This window comes from Veillonella sp. VA142 (assembly GCF_003992135.1).
Taxonomy (GTDB): Bacteria; Bacillota; Negativicutes; order Veillonellales; family Veillonellaceae; genus F0422.
On record NZ_RQVN01000058.1, the window covers coordinates 1 to 734 of the forward strand.

Consider the following 734-nt stretch of genomic DNA (forward strand, 5'->3'; position numbering starts at 1 on the left):
ATATGTCTATTTTATTGCAAAAAAAGAATGTTGGCGACTACTCTTATATGAGTAGCCCCAACATTTATTATAGAGCCCCTATATATACCCATTATATGATACTTACATTATAGTCTATTTAGACATAAAAAAATAGACCAACTGAAGTTGGTCTAAGTGGTGCCGAGGACCGGAATCGAACCGGTACGGTTATTTCTAACCGACGGATTTTAAGTCCGTTGCGTCTGCCTGTTCCGCCACCCCGGCATGGGTGGAATTTGTGGAGGCGGCACCCAGAATCGAACTGGGGAATAAAGGTTTTGCAGACCTCTGCCTTACCGCTTGGCTATGCCGCCAAAAAAGTGGAGCGGAAAACGAGATTCGAACTCGCGACCCCCGCCTTGGCAAGGCGGTGCTCTACCGCTGAGCTATTTCCGCAAATGGTGCCTCAGGGCAGAATCGAACTGCCGACACACGGATTTTCAGTCCGTTGCTCTACCGACTGAGCTACCGAGGCAAGTAGTGGCGACCCCGATCGGATTTGAACCGACGATCTTCGCCGTGACAGGGCGACATGTTAACCGCTACACCACGGGGCCAATTGACTACCTTGTTAGTATACCTTATTTCATATATCTCGTCAACTATTTTTTATAATTTTTTATAAAGATTTTGTATGGTTAATTGTATAATGAAATTGAACAATTGAATATAAAAAATCCATAGTGATTTCGTGGTATGATTATAGTGCTAAA

Annotated in this window: 5 tRNA genes; all 5 read right to left on the reverse strand. The window is 44.0% G+C overall.

Going from position 1 to position 734, the window contains the following annotated elements:
• Positions 1-157: 157 nt before the first annotated feature.
• A tRNA-Leu gene (locus EO117_RS09070) sits at positions 158-246 on the reverse strand.
• Between the two features lie 14 nt (positions 247-260).
• A tRNA-Cys gene (locus EO117_RS09075) sits at positions 261-335 on the reverse strand.
• A 7-nt stretch (positions 336-342) separates the two neighbouring features.
• Positions 343-417 (reverse strand) — tRNA-Gly (locus EO117_RS09080).
• 3 nt (positions 418-420) lie between these two features.
• Positions 421-496, reverse strand: a tRNA-Phe gene (locus tag EO117_RS09085).
• Positions 497-502: 6 nt separating this feature from the next.
• Positions 503-578 (reverse strand) — tRNA-Asp (locus tag EO117_RS09090).
• Positions 579-734: the final 156 nt, after the last annotated feature.